The 14,971-nt window shown below is 64.4% G+C and carries 14 protein-coding genes; 4 read left to right on the top strand and 10 right to left on the bottom strand.

The window, feature by feature from the left end; genetic code table 11:
* Positions 1 to 50: 50 nt before the first annotated feature.
* A complete protein-coding gene (locus tag XH85_RS31595) occupies positions 51 to 1,043 on the bottom strand; it encodes a tripartite tricarboxylate transporter substrate binding protein (RefSeq protein ID WP_091890852.1) in 993 nt (330 codons plus the stop codon).
* 218 nt (positions 1,044 to 1,261) lie between these two features.
* Between XH85_RS31595 and XH85_RS31590 the strand changes: the two genes are divergently transcribed.
* Entirely contained in the window at positions 1,262 to 1,831 is a 570-nt protein-coding gene (locus XH85_RS31590) for an SRPBCC family protein (protein ID WP_245473813.1), read from the top strand.
* On the opposite strand, the gene XH85_RS31585 is transcribed toward XH85_RS31590, so the two are convergent.
* The 9 genes from XH85_RS31585 to XH85_RS31545 all read right to left on the bottom strand — a co-directional run bounded on the left by XH85_RS31585 (position 1,762) and on the right by XH85_RS31545 (position 10,072).
* Complete coding sequence (locus XH85_RS31585; protein WP_164939990.1) at positions 1,762 to 2,496, bottom strand: DUF3298 and DUF4163 domain-containing protein; 735 nt, start codon at positions 2,494 to 2,496, stop codon at positions 1,762 to 1,764. The two genes, XH85_RS31590 and XH85_RS31585, sit on opposite strands and share 70 nt — an antisense overlap.
* Before the next feature lie 198 nt (positions 2,497 to 2,694).
* Positions 2,695 to 4,851 (bottom strand): methylmalonyl-CoA mutase, encoded by a 2,157-nt coding sequence (scpA, locus tag XH85_RS31580; RefSeq protein ID WP_128937496.1) that lies wholly within the window; start codon positions 4,849 to 4,851, stop codon positions 2,695 to 2,697.
* A 23-nt stretch (positions 4,852 to 4,874) separates the two neighbouring features.
* Entirely contained in the window at positions 4,875 to 5,339 is a 465-nt protein-coding gene (locus tag XH85_RS31575) for a GFA family protein (RefSeq protein WP_091890856.1), read from the bottom strand.
* Positions 5,336 to 7,207, bottom strand: a complete 1,872-nt coding sequence (locus tag XH85_RS31570; RefSeq protein ID WP_128934967.1) for a methylmalonyl-CoA mutase family protein — start codon at positions 7,205 to 7,207, stop codon at positions 5,336 to 5,338. The genes XH85_RS31575 and XH85_RS31570 overlap by 4 nt, the downstream gene beginning before the upstream one ends.
* An 81-nt stretch (positions 7,208 to 7,288) precedes the next feature.
* Positions 7,289 to 7,780, bottom strand: coding sequence for a 2-amino-4-hydroxy-6-hydroxymethyldihydropteridine diphosphokinase (gene folK, locus XH85_RS31565; protein ID WP_128934966.1), 492 nt, complete (start codon positions 7,778 to 7,780; stop codon positions 7,289 to 7,291).
* A 1-nt stretch (position 7,781) separates the two neighbouring features.
* Positions 7,782 to 8,150: a dihydroneopterin aldolase gene (gene folB / locus XH85_RS31560; RefSeq protein WP_008553485.1), complete on the bottom strand. Its 369-nt coding sequence runs from the start codon at positions 8,148 to 8,150 to the stop codon at positions 7,782 to 7,784.
* The gene (folP, locus tag XH85_RS31555; RefSeq protein WP_128934965.1) at positions 8,147 to 9,007 is read right to left on the bottom strand and encodes a dihydropteroate synthase; all 861 of its coding nucleotides are present in this window, start codon (positions 9,005 to 9,007) and stop codon (positions 8,147 to 8,149) included. The genes folB and folP overlap by 4 nt, the downstream gene beginning before the upstream one ends.
* Before the next feature lie 265 nt (positions 9,008 to 9,272).
* Positions 9,273 to 9,680, bottom strand: coding sequence for a DUF4332 domain-containing protein (locus XH85_RS31550; RefSeq protein WP_128934964.1), 408 nt, complete (start codon positions 9,678 to 9,680; stop codon positions 9,273 to 9,275).
* A 26-nt stretch (positions 9,681 to 9,706) separates the two neighbouring features.
* Entirely contained in the window at positions 9,707 to 10,072 is a 366-nt protein-coding gene (locus XH85_RS31545; RefSeq protein ID WP_091890866.1) for a hypothetical protein, read from the bottom strand.
* Positions 10,073 to 10,407: 335 nt separating this feature from the next.
* On the opposite strand from XH85_RS31545, the gene XH85_RS31540 reads away from it, so the two are divergent.
* From XH85_RS31540 to XH85_RS31530, 3 genes are all read left to right on the top strand, one after another.
* Positions 10,408 to 12,030 carry a helicase HerA-like domain-containing protein gene (locus tag XH85_RS31540; RefSeq protein ID WP_128934963.1) on the top strand — a complete coding sequence of 541 codons (1,623 nt, stop codon included), beginning with the start codon at positions 10,408 to 10,410 and terminating at the stop codon, positions 12,028 to 12,030.
* A 140-nt stretch (positions 12,031 to 12,170) separates the two neighbouring features.
* Positions 12,171 to 13,499, top strand: coding sequence for a glycosyltransferase family 87 protein (locus tag XH85_RS31535; protein WP_164940865.1), 1,329 nt, complete (start codon positions 12,171 to 12,173; stop codon positions 13,497 to 13,499).
* A 39-nt stretch (positions 13,500 to 13,538) separates the two neighbouring features.
* Entirely contained in the window at positions 13,539 to 14,933 is a 1,395-nt protein-coding gene (locus tag XH85_RS31530) for a M20/M25/M40 family metallo-hydrolase (RefSeq protein WP_128934962.1), read from the top strand.
* Positions 14,934 to 14,971 lie beyond the last annotated feature (38 nt).

Genomic DNA, 14,971 nt, shown 5'->3' with positions numbered 1-14,971 from the left:
GGCCTCTCCCCGCAGGCGGGGAGAGGTGATCAGAGCGTCGCAGCACCAGGTCACGCCTTGCTCAGGCCGGCCGCCTTCATTGCCTCGCCCATCTGGGCGTCGCCCTTGTCCATGAAGCCGGCGAAATGGGCACCATCGCCCCACACGGTGCCAAAGCCGCGATTGCTCATGAAGTCCTTGAACTCGGCGGAGTCGTAGACCTTCTTCAGGGCCGCGGTGAGTTTTGTTGCGATCTCCGGCGGCAGGTTCTTGGGTGCGCCGATGCCGCGCCAGGCGCCGGTCGCGTAATCGATGCCCATCGCCTCCTTCAGCGTCGGCACGTCCTTAAAGATCGGATTGCGCGCCGGTGCCATGATGGCGAGGCTCCTAGCCTTGCCGGCCTCGATAATGGCGCGCGCTTCCGGCACCGAGCAGGTGGTGAGGTCGAGGCCGCCGGCGGCGAGATCCTGCATGGCTGGCGCCGCGCCGTTCGAGGGCACCCAGGCGACCTGGTTGGCGGGCAGGCCCATCGCCTGCATCCAGCCGACCAGCGCCAGATGCCAGATGCCGCCCTGGCCGGTACCCGAAGCCTTGAACTTGCCTGGGGGCGCCGCCTTGATCGCCTCGGCGAGCTCCTTGACCGTCTTGTACGGCGAGGAGGAGGAGACCTGAATGCCGGGGGGATCCTCGTTCATCAGCGCCAGCGGCGTGTAGCTCTTCGGCGTCAGGTCGGTGAGGCCCTGCCAGTGCATCATCGAGATTTCGACCGTGAGCATGCCGATGGTGTAGCCATCGGGCTGCGCAGTCGCGATTGCGCTATGGCCGACGACGCCGGAGCCGCCGGTGCGGTTGACCACGTTGAAGGGCTGGCCGAGATCCTTCTCCAGCAGCGCCGCGACGATGCGCGCGGTCGCGTCGGTGCCACCGCCTGCGCCCCAGGGCACGATCACGGTGACCGGACGCGCCGGATAGGTTTGCGCGCGGGCGGGCTTGAACCCGAAAGCGGCGGATGCCGCAACGGCGGCGGATGAAGCCGCAAAGGTGCGGCGCGAAATCTTGGACATTGAATGCCTCCCAGCGGCGCCCGTGACGTCGGGCGCTCTTGTCAACGGCGGCATTCTAGTCGGCTTTGCTGCGCCGCTGCAAGGTAGCGCTACCAATGAGATCGCAGTGTTGTGTGAAAGCTGGAGGCCCATCGGAAAAGGCAGTCGGAAATCGGGTGGGTTTTGCTCGCGCAAGTCGCCAACCTCAGCGCGTAACGAAAGCCAAAGGCACGCTTCCGATGACCCAAGCCTATTACAGCGCCGTGTTGGACCACCCGATGGACGAAGTCTGGTCGCTGATCCGCGATTTCAACAACTATCCCGCTTACATCGACGGGGTGAGCGAGAGCGTGATCGAAGACGACAAGTGCGGCGACGAAGTCGGCGCCATCAGGCGCTTCTGCTATCTCGGAAACTGGATCCGCCAGCGCTTGGTCGATCACTCGGACCGGCAGCACACCCTGACCTATGCCGGTCTCGAAGCGCTGCCATATCCGCAAGATGACGGCAGCCAAGCGGGGCGTCAAGCGCCAGCGCCGACGCGCTACCAGGGCACCATGCATCTGCGCCCGACCATCGAAGGCGACCGCACGCTCATCGAAATGGTCGGTCGCCCTCGATACGGAACCTGCGGACGCCGATCGCTGGCAAGCGCTGTTTGGCTCCTGGATTCCCGATTGGACGGACTCACTTGCGCGGACATTGGCTCGCGTCAGTCCGCGATCGCGTTAGCGAGCACTCACTGCTCATCCGCGTCGCCTTTCGGCCGTGCGCCGCCGATAATCCGCAGACCTTCCGGCGTGAGATAGGGCTTCAGCGTTTCCCACGGCACAAAGGCGACGTATGCGCCTTCGGCATAGGGGCCGACGGCGTAGGGGGGATAGTGGAAGGTGAGACCGGGGCTCTTTCCGATCTCAGTTGACGGCGCGAGCGTCACTGCGCCGATCTTCAAGAGACTTGGTTTGAGATTTTTGATCCACTCGTCGCTCGTGTCGGCCACATCGCGCTTCTTCTTCTCGATCGTGAGCGAGGCGATCACGGCTTTCAACATCGCTTTCATGGTGGGGCCGTTGTCGGCCGTTTCGATGAAGAACGGTCGGATCGAGATGCGCTTGGTCTCGGTTTTGTCCCACAGAATCGTGTCGACGTCGGAATTGGGATGTGCGCCGTGAGTGTCCGTATAGTCGGATCTGACGATGCTGATATAGCGATCGCCCACCACCGAACGAATGGCATAATTGCGCTCGAACTCCCACGCACCATCCCTGAAGAGCACGGGATCGGTCTTGCGTGTGGCGGCCGCTTCCGCCGCGCTCTTGTCGAGCCACTTTCTCGCCTCAGTGAGGCAATCGGCGGTGAGGACGGCATCGGCTCTGATCGTGTCGTCGAGCAGGACACGTGCCTCGATGTCCTTGTTCTTGAGGACGGCATCGGGCTTGGGACCGGCGGCGAGCGTCGGCGAGCACAGCAGCATCGTCGCCACAACGGTCGTGGCGATAGCGGCGCATCGCACCAAGCTTTTCCTCTGCGCGTACGCGCCATCCTGCAACTTAGCCAATTTATGAGTCCTCAAGCGTTGGTCGCGCGCCATCGGCAGCGTCATCAACCGGTATGCGGTTGGTCGCACCTCCGTGCTTCCGGTTCAATCCGGATGCGTTTATCGAGGGCTGACTTACTCCGCCGCCTCGCTATGCCCGAGCCGGGCGTTCAGCTTGCGGATCAGCTCCTCGGCTGCGTCCGCAATCACGGTGCCGGGCGGGAAGATGGCTTCGGCGCCGGCGGCATAGAGCGCGTCGTAGTCCTGCGGCGGCACCACGCCGCCTACGATGATCATGATGTCGTCGCGGCCCTGCTTCTTCAGCGCCGCCTTCAGCTCGGGCACGGCGGTAAGATGGGCGGCGGCGAGTGAGGAGACGCCGAGGATATGCACGTCGTTCTCGACCGCTTGCCGCGCGGCTTCATCCGCCGTGGCGAACAGCGGCCCGATGTCAACGTCGAAGCCGATGTCGGCGAAGGCTGACGCAATCACCTTCTGGCCGCGATCGTGGCCGTCCTGGCCGATCTTGGCGACCAGGATGCGCGGCCGGCGGCCCTCCGCCTCTTCGAAGGCGTCGATCAGCGCCTGAACCTTCTCGACCTGGTTACCCATGCTGGACGCCTCCCGCTTGTAGACGCCGGTGATGGATTTGATCTCGGCGCGGTGCCGGCCGAACACCTTTTCCATCGCCTCCGAAATCTCGCCGACGGTCGCCTTGGCCCGCGCCGCGTCGATGGCGAGTGCGAGCAGATTGCCGTTGCCTTCGCCGGCCGAGCGCGTCAGCGCGGCAAGGGCGGCATCGACGTCCTTCTGGTTGCGCTCGGATTTCAGCCGCGTCAGCTTGTCGATCTGCAAGCGGCGGACATTGGTGTTGTCGACCTTGAGGATGTCGATGGGAGCTTCGTCAGTCGGCTTGTATTTGTTGACGCCGATCACTGCCTGCTTGCCGGCATCGATCCGGGCCTGCGTCTTGGCCGAGGCTTCCTCGATGCGCAGCTTGGGCACGCCGGCCTCGATGGCCTTGGCCATGCCGCCGAGCTCCTCGACCTCCTGGATATGGCTCCAGGCCTTCGCCGCGAGGTCGCGCGTCAGGCGCTCGACGTAATACGAACCGCCCCAGGGATCGATGATGCGGGTGGTGCCGCTCTCTTGCTGGAGGAACAGCTGGGTGTTGCGGGCGATACGCGCCGAGAAATCGGTCGGCAGCGCCAAGGCCTCGTCCAGCGCATTGGTGTGCAGCGACTGAGTGTGGCCTTGGGTGGCCGCCATCGCCTCAACCGTGGTGCGCATCACGTTGTTGAAGACGTCCTGCGCCGTTAGCGACCAGCCCGAGGTCTGCGAATGCGTGCGCAGCGACAGCGAGCGCGGGTCTTTCGGGTTGAACGGTTTCAGCAGCTTGGCCCAGAGTAGGCGCGCGGTGCGCAGTTTGGCGACTTCCATGAAGAAGTTCATGCCAATCGCCCAGAAGAACGACAGGCGCGGCGCGAAGCGGTCGACGTCGAGGCCGGCGGCAAGGCCAGCGCGCAGATATTCGACGCCGTCGGCGAGCGTATAGGCGAGCTCGAGGTCCTGCGTCGCGCCAGCCTCCTGCATGTGATAGCCGGAGATGGAAATAGAGTTGTATTTCGGCATCCTCGTGGAGGTGTAGGCGAAGATGTCCGAGATGATCCGCATCGAGGGCGCGGGCGGATAGATGTAGGTGTTGCGCACCATGAACTCTTTCAGAATGTCGTTCTGAATGGTGCCTGAGAGTTTCTCCGGCGGCACGCCCTGTTCCTCGGCGGCCGCGACATAGAGCGCGAGGATCGGCAGCACCGCGCCGTTCATGGTCATGGACACGCTCATCTGGTCGAGCGGAATCCCTGCGAACAGCGTGCGCATGTCGTAGATGGAATCGATGGCCACGCCGGCCATGCCGACGTCGCCGCCGACGCGCGGATGGTCGCTGTCATAGCCGCGATGTGTAGCGAGGTCGAAGGCGACCGAGAGGCCTTTCTGTCCGGCAGCCAAGTTGCGACGGTAGAACGCGTTGGAATCCTCGGCCGTGGAGAAGCCGGCATATTGCCTGACGGTCCATGGCTGGTTCACATACATGGTCGGGTAGGGACCACGCAGATAGGGCGCGATGCCCGGATAGGTGTCGAGGAAATCGAGTCCGGCGACATCGGCCTCGCCATAGGCGGGCTTCACCAGAATGCCCTCGGGCGTCAGCCACGGCTCGGCGCTGCCGGTCGGTGCGGCGGGGGTTGTCCGCGCGAAGGCCACGTCTGCGAAATTGGGAATGCGGCTCATGGTCTCAACCATATCATAGACGCTCAATCATGATCCGGATGCTGATGGCTGACGATGGTCGCCATCTTCTCCGGTCCGTAATTCTGTTGCGTGGTCTGGCTCGGCAGGTTGGCGATGCCGACCACCCAGCCGAGGCGGGACTCGGTGCCGAACTGCCGCGTCGGTATCACCCGGTCGGGATGGTCGAAAGCGCCGGTCATGATCTCGATCCGGTCGCCGTCGATGCGGCCAAAGCTCAGCGGGGTGCCGCAGGCGGCGCAAAAGCCGCGCTCGGCGATCGAAGAGGAGCGGAAGAATGAGGGTTGCCCCTTGGTCCAGGCAAAGTCCGTCTTGTTGATGTCGGCGAAGGAGGCGAATGGCGCGCCAGCCGCCTTCTGGCACATCCGGCAGTGGCAGATCGAGATCCTGGTCGGCGCAGTCATGACTCCAAAGCGCACGGCGCCGCATTGGCAGCCGCCGGTGAGAACGGGTTTGCTGGTTTCGGTCATGCCTGTTCCATCCGTCGATAGGCGTCTTGCAGCGTCGCAAGCGCATCGCCGCCGGCGAAGACGAAACCGGTGACGCCGGCCGCGCGCAGCGCCGCCTCAGTATCGGTCGGGCGGCCTGCCAGATAGATATGGCGGCTGCCTGCCGTTTGCAGGGCCCGTGCCGCGGCTTCGGCGTGTTCCGCATAGACCTTGTCGCTGGAACAAAGGCAGGCGAGTTCGGCGCCAGAGGCCTTGAAGGCAGCAGCAAGCCTGGCCGGATCGGCAAAACCCTCGTTGTCGACGGCCTGGATTCCGCCAGCCTCGAAGAAGCTTTTCGCAAAGGTCGCGCGCGCCGTGAAATCGGCGGGCGTGCCGAGATTGGCCAAGAACACCTTTGGCCGCGCTCCGCGCGCCTTCAGCGTTGCATCGGATTTGTCGCGCAACGCTTCGAACGGTTCCGCCAACCGGTTCGGCGGTAGCGCCTCGAATTTGTATTTTTGCTCACCGTAAGGCGGAAGCGCGATCGGCGTCGCCTTCAGCACGACCGTCTCGCTCTCGTGCAGGTTTGGAAACTCGCTGGCGCCGGTCAGCACGTCGCGGCGCTTTGCGATGTTGGCGTCGCGCGCTTTTCGCGTCGCCGCGACCTTGCCCTGGAACAGACCCTGCTGAAGCGCTGCGAAGGCGCCGCCCGCTTTCTCGCTCTCCTGGAACAGCGCCCAGGCGGCGTCGCAGAGCTGCGCCGTCAGCGTCTCGATGCCGCCGGCGCCGGCGGCGGGATCGCTGACCTTGGCGAGGTTGCTCTCTTCCAGCAGCAAAAGCTGCGTGTTGCGCGCCACGCGCCGCGCGAACGGATCGGGTAGCCCGAGCGCCAGCGTATGCGGCAGCACGGTGATCGCATTGGCGCCGGCAAGCCCCGCTGCAAAGGTCGCGATGGTCGCGCGCAGCATGTTCACGTAAGGGTCGCGCTGCGTCAGCATGCGCCAGGCCGTATCGGCGGCGATGAACAGCGGTTTTGGCGTGAGCCCGCACGCCGTCTCGATGCGCTCCCAGAGCAGCCGCAGCGCGCGGAATTTGGCCATGGTCAGGAACTGGTCGGCATCGGCGGACAGCCGCGCATAGACCATGCCCTGCGCCTGCTCCAGCGCTATGCCGGCGCCTTCGATCGCGCGCAGATAGGCAACGCCGCAGGCGAGCACGAAGGCGAGCTCCTGCACCTCGGAGCCACCGGCATCGTGGATCACGCGCCCGTCGGCCGACGCGAACGGTCCCTTGAAGCCGAGCGCCGCCAGGCCCTTGATGGCGCCGGCGACGGCGGGAACAATTTCCTCCCACGTATAAGGGCTGTGACCCCACACGGCGCCAGCCGCGAGCGGGTCGAGCCCGAAACGGATGTTGCAGGCGGCGGGATCGAGGCCAGCGCTCTTCACATATTCCGCGACATGGATCGCGGCCATCCGCGATTGCGGACCGATCTGGAGCTCGAGGCCGATGCCGGCATCGAGATGAATGTCCTTCAAGACTTTTGCGACCGCATCGGCCGACGGTTCCAGGCCGAAACCGTGGGCGCCGCTGCCGCCGGCGAACACCAGCGCGAGCCCCGTCGCGCCATTCTCGAGATCGGTCAGCGCCTGTGCGTTCGCGGCGGCCGCATCGGGATGATCGATCCGCTGCATGATCTGCCAGGGCGCAGCCAGCGGCCGGCCCGCCACGGGCGCAACGCCCTTGGCGCGCGGGTAGAGCGGTTCGATCTTCAGGCCATCATAGGTCTTGCCGACCAGCTTCTCGAACGGCGCGCCTTTCAGCACGCCGTCGACCAGCTTGCGCCAGTCTTCGATCGTGGCCTTGGGGAATTCCGCCGCCAGCGGCAGGTCGTCAGTCACGGAGGTCATGCGGCGAGGGGCTCCCGACAATCTTGTTATTCGCAGGCGAAATTGCCACGGCGGACCGTCCCTGCAAACGGTTGTTTTTGGTTAACCGGTATCCGGAAGCCGCTCAATGCCTTGCGTCGAGACGCTGGCGAGCCCGTCACGCACACGAATGCCTGATATCACGCGGTCGGGCGCGATTTCGGCCAGCGGCACCAGCACGAAGGCGCGCTCGAACAGGCGCGGATGCGGCAGGGTCAGATCGGGTTTCTGCAAGTTGACATCGTCATAGGCGATCATGTCGAGATCGAGCGTGCGCGGTCCCCAGCGCCGCTCCTTGTCCCGCGTGCGGCCGAATTTTTGCTCGACCTTCTGCAGCACGAACAGCAGCGCATGCGGATCGAGGCTGGTCTCGATCTCGATGCAGGCATTGATGAAGGGCTCCTGGTCCTCGTCGCCCCAAGGCGGCGTCGTGTAGTCCGAGGACCGCGCAATTAGTGCGGCTTGCGCCATGCCGCAGATATGGGCGATCGCCTTGCCGAATGTCGCGCGGACATCGCCGACATTGCCACCGAGTGCGATCAGCACGCTTGCCATCTTATGGATGCCGCGAGCGCGTCAGCATGATGCCGACGTCATCGAAGATCGCGGCGATCGGCGCATGCGGCTTGTGCACGGTGATCTTCACGGCGCGGATGCGCGGGAAATGCGACAGGATGGCATCGGCGACCGCGCCGGCCGCGCGCTCCAAGAGCTTGTAGTTGGTGTTCTTGAACGCCGCCGTGGTGGTCGCCACGACCTCGGCGTACGAGACGGTGTCGGCGAGCCGGTCGCTGCGCGAAGGCTCCGACAGGTCGGTATAGAGTTCGAGATCGATGACGAAGCGCTGGCCGACTTCGGTTTCGTGATCCATGACGCCGTGGCGGGCATGGATCGACAGGCCGGTCACGAAGATCGTATCGGTCATGGCTTGCTCTCGATTGCGTGCGCCACCCGCAGGGCCTGCAAGGTTTCGGCGACGTCATGGGTCCGGATGATCTTTGCGCCGCGCTGCGCGGCGATGAGGTGCGCGGCGATCGAGCCGGCGAGCCGCTCTTTCGGCTCCGACGGCGACACCGAAGCGATGAAGCGCTTGCGCGAGGCGCCGACCAGGATCGGCAGGCCGAACATGTCGAGTTCACGCAGCCGCGCCAGCGCGATCATGCTCTGCTCGGCCGTCTTGCCGAAACCGATTCCGGGATCGAGCACGATTTTTTCCCGCGCGATGCCGGCCTTGGCCGCAATATCCAGCGAGCGCAGGAAGAAGGTCTTCATGTCCGTGACGATGTCGATGGTGGGGTCGGCATTGTCGCGGTTGTGCATGACGATGACCGGAACGCCTTTCGCAGCGACCAGCGGTGCCATGCCGGCGTCGCGTTGCAGACCCCAGACATCGTTGACGATGGCCGCGCCCTGGTCGAGTGCGAAGGCCACCACCTCCGCCTTCATGCTGTCGATCGAGACGGGCACCCCAAGCGCCACGACACCAGCCAGCACCGGCTTCAGCCGGGCAAGCTCGTATTCCGCCGTGACCGGCTGGGCGCCCTTGTAGGGTCGGGTGGACTCGGCGCCGATATCGATGATGTCGACGCCATCGGCGATCATCGCCCGGGCTCGCGCGAAGGCCTGCTCGGGCGCGATGAACTCGCCGCCATCGGAGAAGGAATCCGGGGTGACGTTGAGCACCCCCATCACAGCCGGAAGCGGCCGTTCCAGCAGCGTCCGCAGCACGTCGGCCCCGGCCGAGCCGGCCGGCGGGACGGATGGAGAGGGCGAGGCACTCATGCGGGTGGCTTTAGCGGTCGTGGAGGGGGAGTCAAGGCGGAAGGGGGCATCCGGCCGTTCCGACGCGCTCAGGGGCACGAGAGGGAGGAGGTTCTTGCCCGCACTCCGTCATTGCGAGCCAACGGGTCCGCGCGAAGCGCGGCCCGATGACAGGCTTGGCGAAGCAATCCAGACTATCACCGCGGAAAGATTCTGGATTGCTTCGCTACGCTCGCAATGACGATCTGGGAGCAGTGGTACCCTATCTCTCCAGCTTCGTCCTCGCTCAATACGTAATCTTCGGCGGCAGCTTCTTCGCTTTGGCGATGATGTCGCCGACCGACTTCTCGGAAGGCAGGATGCGGAGGAGCTTCTTCTTCTCGTTGGCGTCCCGCATGCTCTGGGCGAGCCTCGCCGGATTCCGATAGGCGAGCTCGCGCACCGTGGTGACGCCGGCGGCGCGGACGAGGCCGACCTTGGCCCGGCCCATGCCGGGGATGCGCATGTAGTCCGAGACGTTGGCCCATTCCAGCAGCAGCTGCTCGCTGATGCCGGTCTTGGCAGACAGCGCCTTGCGGCCCTTCACGGTGGAGGCAGCCTCGAGCAGTGCGTCGGTGGTGCGGATTCCTTGCGCCTTCAATTTGTTGGCGGCGAAGGCCGACAGGCCGTCAATCTCGGAGATCGGATATGTCATGATACTCGAATATGAAATGCGTGGCTTCAGGCGAACTGGCTGAGGCCCGGCGTCCCCGCGATGATCTTGCCCATCTGATCCGCTCCGATTTTGTCTCGGCCGAAGCGGAAAAGTTCACGGGCGACGTTTTGAATCTCCGACATGCCCAGTCCAAGGCCCATCAGGCGCGAGCCGACGGCCATCAGGCCGCCGCCCATCAGCCGCGACAGTCCGCCGCCGCTCTTGCACGCCTCGATCGCGGCTTCTGCTCCGGGGATTTGATCAATCAGGGCCTGAACGCTGTCGGAAGGACCCTCGCTGCGGAGGAAGCCCAGGATAATGCCGACGGTCTTTTCCGCGACAGCACTATCTATGCTGGCGTTTGTCGCCAGCCGTCCGATCAGCTCGTCCATATGGCCTGCCCCTCAGCCGGTTCACATGCCGGAGTATTGCTTTCGAAAACGATCTTGAGCCGGTGCGATGTGAAATTCAAGCGATGAACGCACGCCTCGCCGCGATTCATCTTCGAACGCGTAAACAGTGTTGCAGCGGTGCAAGAGCGGAGATGGAATCAGCAAAAAAATACCGCGGTGCGAACGCTCCATTCCGACTTTCGGCTGATATTTCCGCCAATGTCGCATGTTTGGGACGCGTTGAATGGTTTTAATCGACGCACAACATGCGTTAAACTACGGAACTAATGCATTCGGGTTTCGATACGCGAAACCTGCAGAGATCAGTGAGAATTATGACCGCACAGGACAGCAAGCTCGGTGACACCGACGCCAAGATTTTCGTCGGCAAGGGAGACGAGCAGGCCTGGCTGACGCTGGCGCTCGCCAATCGCCACGGCCTCGTCACCGGTGCAACCGGAACCGGCAAGACGGTGTCGCTGCAAGTGATGGCGGAAGGATTTGCGCGCGCCGGTGTTCCGGTCTTCGCCGCAGACATCAAGGGCGACCTCTCCGGCATCTCCGAGGTCGGCGAAGCCAAAGATTTCATCGTCAAGCGCGCCACCGAGATGGGGCTGACCTTCCAGCCCGACCAGTTCTCGACGGTGTTCTGGGACGTGTTCGGCGAGCAGGGCCACCCGGTGCGGGCGACCGTCACGGAAATGGGGCCGCTTCTGCTCGCGCGCATGCTCGATCTGAACGACGTGCAGGAAGGCGTGCTCAACGTCGCCTTCCGCGTCGCCGACGACAACGGTCTTGCCTTGATCGACATGAAGGACCTTCGCGCGCTGCTCGACGCCATCGTGCCCGATAGCGGGAAGAAGGCAGCGGACGCGGAGGAGGATCCGTTCGCCGTCATCCGCAAAGCCGCCCAGGGCTTCGGCAATGTCACCAAGGCGACCGTCGGCACCATCCAGCGCCAGCTCCTGGTGCTGGAGAACCAGGGCGGCACCAAATTCTTCGGCGAGCCGGCGCTGACGCTGAAGGACTTCATGAAGACCGACCGCGACGGCCGCGGCATGGTCAACATCCTGGTCGCCGACAAGCTGCTTCAGAGCCCGCGACTTTATGCGACATTCCTGTTGTGGATGCTGTCGGAGCTGTTCGAGGAGCTGCCCGAGGCCGGCGACCTGCCTAAGCCGAAGCTCGTGTTCTTCTTCGACGAGGCGCATCTGTTGTTCAACGACGCGCCCAAAGCGCTGATGGACAAGATCGAGCAGGTGGTGCGTCTGATCCGCTCCAAGGGCGTTGGCGTCTACTTCGTGACGCAGAACCCGGTCGACGTGCCCGACCGCGTGCTCGGGCAACTGGGCAACCGGGTCCAGCATGCGCTGCGCGCCTTCACCCCGCGCGACCAGAAGGCGGTCACCGCCGCAGCCCAGACCTTCCGGCCCAACCCGAAGCTCGACACCGCCAAGGTGATCACGGAGCTCGGCAAGGGCGAGGCGCTGGTATCCTTCCTCGAAGGCAACGGCACCCCTTCGATGGTGGAGCGGGTGATGATCCGGCCGCCATCGGCCCGGATCGGACCGATCACGCCGGAGGAGCGCAAGGCGATCATGGCGGCGAGCCCGGTCATGGGCAAATACGACACCGCCGTCGATTCCGAGTCCGCCTATGAGATCCTTCAGAAGCGCCTCGCCGGCACGGCGGCAACGGCCGACGGTTCGGCAGGCGGAAGCGGTGGCGGCGTCCTCGGCCAGATCGGCTCGATCGTCGGCACCATCTTCGGCACCAACGTCAAGCGTGGCCGGCTGTCGACCGGCCAGGTCATTGCGCGCGACGTGACGCGATCGGTGACTAACCAGGTGATCGGGGGGATGGCCGCAAATATCGGCAAGTCGGTCGCCGGCCAGCTCGGCGGCTCGATCGGCCGGACCCTGGTTCGCGGCGCGCTCGGCGGATTGCTGCGGCGGTAGGCAGCAGGTCCGGCCGTGACGCTGCGGAAGGTCTAGCGGCCATCGGGGAGGCCATCACCGCCGGCACAAATTCCGGTGAGGGACTCTCCAAACATCCGTCCGTCTGCTACGTGGTAGTCCGCCGCCGACTGGACCCCACCGTGATCTCCACCGCCCCGTTAGCCAAACCCGCAGCGCCGAGACGCCTGTCGTTGCGTGCGCCGCTGGACCTGCTTTTCCTGTTCTGCTGTCTCCTCCTGACTGCCGACGTGCTCATTCCCGAGATCTTCGGCCACGGCAAGACCAAGGATTATGGGCTGTGGTTCTGGGCCGGGCAGCAGGTCTTGCAGGGGCGGCCGCTCTATCCCGGTGACATCAGCGACTATTTCGAGTTCATCTATCCACCGCTGCCGGCGGTCCTGCTGGCGATCCCGAGCTGGTTCGGCAAGATCCCGCTCTATGTCGTGCTGTCGATCCTGAATGCGGTGGCATGGTGGTGCACCGGGACGTTCTCCCAGGTGATGGCCGGATCGGACCGCAGGGCCGGTCCGTGGCTGGAAGCGCTGCCCGCCTTCGTCACCGTCACCTTCGTGTTCGACATGTTCGACCTCGGCCAGCCGAACCTCGTCCTGCTCGCGATGATGCTCTACGGCTTCTGGAGCTTGCGGCATCAGCGCCCCTGGCTTGCCGGCTTCATGTTCGCGCTCGCGACGGCCATCAAGGTGTTTCCGATCGCGGTGCTGCCCTATCTGATCTGGCGGCGGAAGTGGGCGGCCGTGGTCGCGACCGTCGCCTTCATCGGCATTCTTCTTTACGTCGTGCCGGCGCCGATCCGCGGCTTCGAGCGCAACGCGGCCGAACTTGCGACCTGGTACCAGGCCATGGTCGGGAGCAGCTCGGAAAAAGGCTTTGGTCAGCGCGGCGAGCAGAACTGGTCGTGGGTCAACCAGTCCCTCATTGCCGTCACGCATCGCCTGGTCCGGCCGATCAATTACAATCTGGAAGATCCCAACAAGCCGCCGCGTACGATGAACGTCATCGACGTCGACTACCGCACGGCGAACTGGATCGTGCTCGCGCTATCGGCATTGCTCGGGCTCGGCTTCATCGCGATCATGCCTCGGCAAGCGCAGCGCACGGCGCGCTCCGATGCCGAGGAGCTCGGCATCCTGTTCTGCCTGATGACGATTGCCTCGCCTCTGGCGCGACAATACTATTTCATGTGGTTGTTCTTCCCGATGACGGTGCTGATGCATCGGGCTGCCTTCGACGCACGGGCGAATGTGCGGCTTGGAACCTGGCTCGCTTTGGGCGCGGCCGGCATCCTCATGCTGCTGTCGCTGCAGTGGTTTCCCAATATCATCCAGGCCTGGGGCAATAATCTCGTTGCGACCGCCATCCTTGCCGGCAGCCTCGCATGGCACATCCGGCACCCGCCGGTTGCGGCTGGCCCCGAGGCCGCGCCGGCGCTAAAAGCGCAGACACCTTGAGCCCCGATTTCTTGAGACTCGAAAGTCAGGATCACGACCATGGCCAATGCGCAGCTTCAATCCGTGCTCGACCACATCGACAAGGATTTCGACAACAGCCTGGAGCGCCTGTTCTCGTTGTTGCGGATCAAGTCGATCTCCGCGGATCCGGCCTTCGCCGCCGATTGCAAGGCGGCGGCCGAGCACCTCGCCAAGGACATCGCGAGCCTCGGTGTCGCCACTGAAGTGAGGCCGACCGCGGGCCATCCCGCCATCGTCGGCAAGACCGGGGCAGGCGGACGGCCGCACGTGCTGTTCTACGGCCATTACGACGTGCAGCCGGTCGATCCGCTCGATCTCTGGCACCGTCCGCCGTTCGAGCCTGTCGTCACCGACCATGCCGACGGCCGCAAGATCATCGTCGCGCGCGGTGCCGAGGACGACAAGGGCCAGGTCATGACCTTCGTCGAGGCCTGCCGCGCCTGGAAAAGGGTGACGGGCTCGCTGCCGATCGACATCACCTTCCTGATCGAAGGCGAGGAGGAGGTTGGCTCGAAGAATTTCGTGCCCTTCATCGAGGCCAACAAGAACGAGTTCAAAGCCGACTACGTGCTGGTCTGCGACACCGGCATGTGGGACCGCAACACGCCGGCGATCACGACGTCGTTGCGCGGCCTGCTCTATGAGGAGCTGAAGATCACCGCCGCCAATCGCGATCTGCATTCCGGCGTGTTCGGCGGCAGCGCGATGAACCCGATCCGGGTGCTGACGAAAATTCTCGGCGGCCTGTTCGATGACGACAACCGCATCACGATCCCCGGCTTCTATGACGGCGTGAAGGACCTGCCGCCCGATATCCTCGAGCAGTGGAAGAAGCTCAATCTCACGCCGGAGATGTTTTTGAAGCCGATCGGCCTGTCGATCCCGGCGGGCGAGAAGGGCCGGCTGCTGATCGAGCAGGCCTCTTCGCGTCCGACCTGCGACGTCAACGGCATCTGGGGCGGCTATATCGGCGAGGGCTCCAAGACGGTTATCCCGTCGCAGGCGTCTGCCAAGGTCTCGTTCCGTCTGGTCGAGGGGCAGGATCCCGCAAAGATCCGCAAGGCTTTCCGCGACTATGTGACGGCGCGCATTCCCGGCGACTGCAAGGTCGAGTTCGGTGACCATTCCGCCGCGCCTGCGGTCGCGCTCGACTGGAACATGAAGCCGCTTGCCGCCGCCAGCAAGGCGCTGACCGAGGAATGGGGCAAGGAGACCGTGCTGATGGGCTCGGGCGCCTCGATCCCCATCGTCGCCGATTTCAAGCGCACGCTTGGCCTCGACTCGCTGCTGGTCGGCTTCGGCCTCGATGATGACAACATCCATTCGCCGAACGAGAAGTACGACCTCCGCAGCTTCCAGAAGGGCATCCGCTCCTGGGCCCGCATCCTCGCCGCGTTGGCCGAGGTGAAATAAAGGCGGTGTCGTAGGGTGGGCGCCCACCACTTCCGAGG

This window comes from Bradyrhizobium zhanjiangense (assembly GCF_004114935.1).
Classification (GTDB): domain Bacteria; phylum Pseudomonadota; class Alphaproteobacteria; order Rhizobiales; family Xanthobacteraceae; genus Bradyrhizobium; species Bradyrhizobium zhanjiangense.
The sequence above is the reverse complement of the archived record's forward strand: the minus strand, read 5'-3'. Positions and strand labels throughout refer to the sequence as shown.

Excerpts from the sequence above, each read along its gene's own strand:
- XH85_RS31595 (WP_091890852.1), bottom strand. The coding sequence starts at position 1,043 with ATGTCCAAGATTTCGCGCCGCACCTTTGCGGCTTCATCCGCCGCCGTT.
- XH85_RS31590 (WP_245473813.1), top strand. The coding sequence starts at position 1,262 with ATGACCCAAGCCTATTACAGCGCCGTGTTGGACCACCCGATGGACGAA.
- XH85_RS31585 (WP_164939990.1), bottom strand. The coding sequence starts at position 2,496 with ATGCTGCTGTGCTCGCCGACGCTCGCCGCCGGTCCCAAGCCCGATGCC.
- scpA (WP_128937496.1), bottom strand. The coding sequence starts at position 4,851 with ATGAGCCGCATTCCCAATTTCGCAGACGTGGCCTTCGCGCGGACAACC.
- XH85_RS31575 (WP_091890856.1), bottom strand. The coding sequence starts at position 5,339 with ATGACCGAAACCAGCAAACCCGTTCTCACCGGCGGCTGCCAATGCGGC.
- XH85_RS31570 (WP_128934967.1), bottom strand. The coding sequence starts at position 7,207 with ATGACCTCCGTGACTGACGACCTGCCGCTGGCGGCGGAATTCCCCAAG.
- folK (WP_128934966.1), bottom strand. The coding sequence starts at position 7,780 with ATGGCAAGCGTGCTGATCGCACTCGGTGGCAATGTCGGCGATGTCCGC.
- folB (WP_008553485.1), bottom strand. The coding sequence starts at position 8,150 with ATGACCGATACGATCTTCGTGACCGGCCTGTCGATCCATGCCCGCCAC.
- folP (WP_128934965.1), bottom strand. The coding sequence starts at position 9,007 with ATGAGTGCCTCGCCCTCTCCATCCGTCCCGCCGGCCGGCTCGGCCGGG.
- XH85_RS31550 (WP_128934964.1), bottom strand. The coding sequence starts at position 9,680 with ATGACATATCCGATCTCCGAGATTGACGGCCTGTCGGCCTTCGCCGCC.
- XH85_RS31545 (WP_091890866.1), bottom strand. The coding sequence starts at position 10,072 with ATGGACGAGCTGATCGGACGGCTGGCGACAAACGCCAGCATAGATAGT.
- XH85_RS31540 (WP_128934963.1), top strand. The coding sequence starts at position 10,408 with ATGACCGCACAGGACAGCAAGCTCGGTGACACCGACGCCAAGATTTTC.
- XH85_RS31530 (WP_128934962.1), top strand. The coding sequence starts at position 13,539 with ATGGCCAATGCGCAGCTTCAATCCGTGCTCGACCACATCGACAAGGAT.